Raw genomic sequence first — 2,561 nt, 5'->3', positions numbered from 1 at the left:
GGCTGCTGCTGAACCTCACGCCGGGGCCCGACGTGCTGTACGTCGTGAGCCATTCGCTGCGCTCGGGCGTGCGCGCCGGCATCCTCGCCGGCTTCGGCATCACCGCCGGCTGCTTCGTCCACATCGTCGCCGCGGCGCTGGGCCTGAGCGCGCTGATGGCCGCCTCCAGCACCGCCTTCGCCGTGCTCAAGTGGGTCGGTGCGGCCTACCTGCTGTGGGTCGGTGTGCGAATGCTGTTCTCCCGGCCTTCCACGACCGCACCGGTGCCCGTTGCGGCCGTGCCGGCCGGCGCCAGGAGCGTGTTCCTCGGCGGCTTCTGGACCAACGCACTGAACCCCAAGGTGGCGCTGTTCTTCCTGGCCTTCGTGCCGCAGTTCATCGCGCCGGGCACCGAGCACAAGGCGCTGGCCTTCTTCCTGCTCGGCGTGCTGTTCAATTTCAACGCGATTTTCGTCAACGTGGCCTGGGCGCTCGCGGCCGGCTGGACCGCGCGCCGCGTCGTTGTGGTGCAGCGCGGCATGCACTGGCTGCAGCGCGGCGCCGGCGTGCTGTTCATCGGCTTCGGCCTCCGGCTCGCGCTGTCCGACCACCCGGCAGCAACGACTCACTGAATCGAAGGAGACATCACCATGCCCATCACCCCCCAGGAAGCCCTGCAGCGCACCATCGAGCACCGCGAGGTGTTCCACGACGAGATGCTGCACATCGTGCGCCTCATCATGAGCGGCGAGTGCTCGCCCGTGATGATGGCGGCGCTCATCACCGGCCTGCGCGTCAAGAAGGAAACCATCGGCGAGATCACCGCCGCCGCCCAGGTGATGCGCGAGGTCTCGACCAAGGTGCCGGTGGCCGACACCACGAACCTGGTCGACATCGTCGGCACCGGCGGCGACGGCTCGCACACCTTCAACATCTCGACCTGCTCCATGTTCGTCGCCGCGGCGGCCGGCGCCAAGGTCAGCAAGCATGGCGGGCGCAGCGTCAGCAGCAAGTCCGGCAGCGCCGACGTGCTCGAGTCGCTGGGCGTCAACATCAACCTGACGCCGGATCAGATCGCCAAGTGCATCGCCGACGTCGGCATCGGCTTCATGTTCGCGCCGAACCACCACCCGGCGATGAAGAACGTCGCGCCGGTGCGCAAGGAGCTCGGCATCAAGACCATCTTCAACATCCTGGGGCCGCTCACCAATCCGGCCGGTGCGCCGAACATACTGATGGGCGTGTTCCACGCCGACCTGGTCGGCATCCAGGTGCGCGCGCTGCAGCGCCTGGGCGCCGAGCACGCGCTGGTGGTCTACGGCCGCGACGGCATGGACGAGATCTCGCTCGGCGCCGCCACCATGGTCGGCGAGCTCAAGGACGGCGAGGTGCGCGAGTACGAGCTGCACCCGGAAGATTTCGGCTTCTCGATGTCGAGCAACCGCAGCCTGCGCGTGGAGACGCCCGAGCAATCGAAGGCGATGCTGCTCGACGTGCTCGACAACCAGCCCGGCCCGGCGCGCGACATCGTGGTGCTGAACGCCGGCGCCGCGCTCTATGCCGCGAACGTCAGCCCATCGATCGCCGCCGGCGTGGAGCGGGCGCGCGCCGCGCTCGATTCCGGCGCAGCCAAGGCCAAACTGGCCGAGTTCGCCGCTGCCACCGCAGCGGCTTGAGGAAGAACCATGTCGAACACCCTCGAGAAGATCGTCGCCGTCAAGCGCGAGGAAATCGCCGCGGCGAAGAAGARGAGCCCGCTCGAAGCGGTCCGCTTCGATGCCGAGAGCCGCGTGCTGACGCGTGATTTCGTGGGCGCCCTGCGCGCCAAGATCGCGGCCGGCGCGGCCGCCGTGATTGCCGAGGTCAAGAAGGCCAGCCCGAGCAAGGGCGTGCTGCGCGCCGACTTCATTCCGGCCGACATCGCGCAGAGCTACGCCGAGGGCGACGGCCAGGTCAGCGCCGCCTGCCTCTCGGTGCTGACCGACCGCCAGTTCTTCCAGGGCGGCGTCGACTACCTGAAGCAGGCGCGCGCCTCGTGCGAGCTGCCGGTGCTGCGCAAGGATTTCATCGTCGACCCCTACCAGGTCTACGAGTCGCGCGCGATGGGCGCCGACGCGATCCTGCTGATCGTCTCCTGCCTCGACGACGCCCAGATGCGCGACTACGAGGCCATCGCCGCCGGGCTCGGCATGGCCGTCCTGGTCGAGGTGCACGACGGCGCCGAGCTCGACCGTGCCTTGAAGCTGCGCACGCCACTCATCGGCGTCAACAACCGCAACCTGCGCACCTTCGAGGTGTCGGTGCAGACCACGCTCGACCTGCTCCCGAAGGTGCCCTCGGATCGCCTGCTGGTGACCGAGTCGGGCATCGCGACGCGCGAGGAGGTCGCGAAGCTGCGCGCGGCGGGTGTGCACGCCTTCCTGGTCGGCGAGACCTTCATGCGGGCCGCCGAGCCGGGCGAGGCGCTCGCCGAACTGTTCCGATGAGCGAAGCGCCGCACGCGGGAGCTTCGATGAGCGCCGCCGATCAACTCGCGACGGCGGACCCGGCCGACTGGCCGGTCGCCGCGGGCTGGCGGCCGC

Annotated in this window: 3 protein-coding genes; all 3 read left to right on the top strand. The window is 69.3% G+C overall.

Annotated elements, in window-relative coordinates:
• The first annotated feature begins 2 nt into the window (after nucleotides 1-2).
• The 3 genes from AC1D2K_RS33270 to trpC are packed head-to-tail and all read left to right on the top strand — an operon-like array spanning nucleotide 3 to nucleotide 2,465.
• Nucleotides 3-611, top strand: a complete 609-nt coding sequence (locus AC1D2K_RS33270) for a LysE family translocator (protein WP_478094520.1) — start codon at nucleotides 3-5, stop codon at nucleotides 609-611.
• A gap of 18 nt (nucleotides 612-629) precedes the next feature.
• Nucleotides 630-1,655: an anthranilate phosphoribosyltransferase gene (trpD, locus tag AC1D2K_RS33265; RefSeq protein WP_478094518.1), complete on the top strand. Its 1,026-nt coding sequence runs from the start codon at nucleotides 630-632 to the stop codon at nucleotides 1,653-1,655.
• A 9-nt stretch (nucleotides 1,656-1,664) separates the two neighbouring features.
• Nucleotides 1,665-2,465: an indole-3-glycerol phosphate synthase TrpC gene (gene trpC / locus AC1D2K_RS33260; RefSeq protein ID WP_478094516.1), complete on the top strand. Its 801-nt coding sequence runs from the start codon at nucleotides 1,665-1,667 to the stop codon at nucleotides 2,463-2,465.
• The last annotated feature ends 96 nt before the right edge of the window (nucleotides 2,466-2,561 follow it).

The organism is Variovorax sp. P1_H12_2 (assembly GCF_056405335.1).
The sequence above is the reverse complement of the archived record's forward strand: the minus strand, read 5'-3'. Positions and strand labels throughout refer to the sequence as shown.

Excerpts from the sequence above, each read along its gene's own strand:
- trpD (WP_478094518.1), top strand. The coding sequence starts at position 630 with ATGCCCATCACCCCCCAGGAAGCCCTGCAGCGCACCATCGAGCACCGC.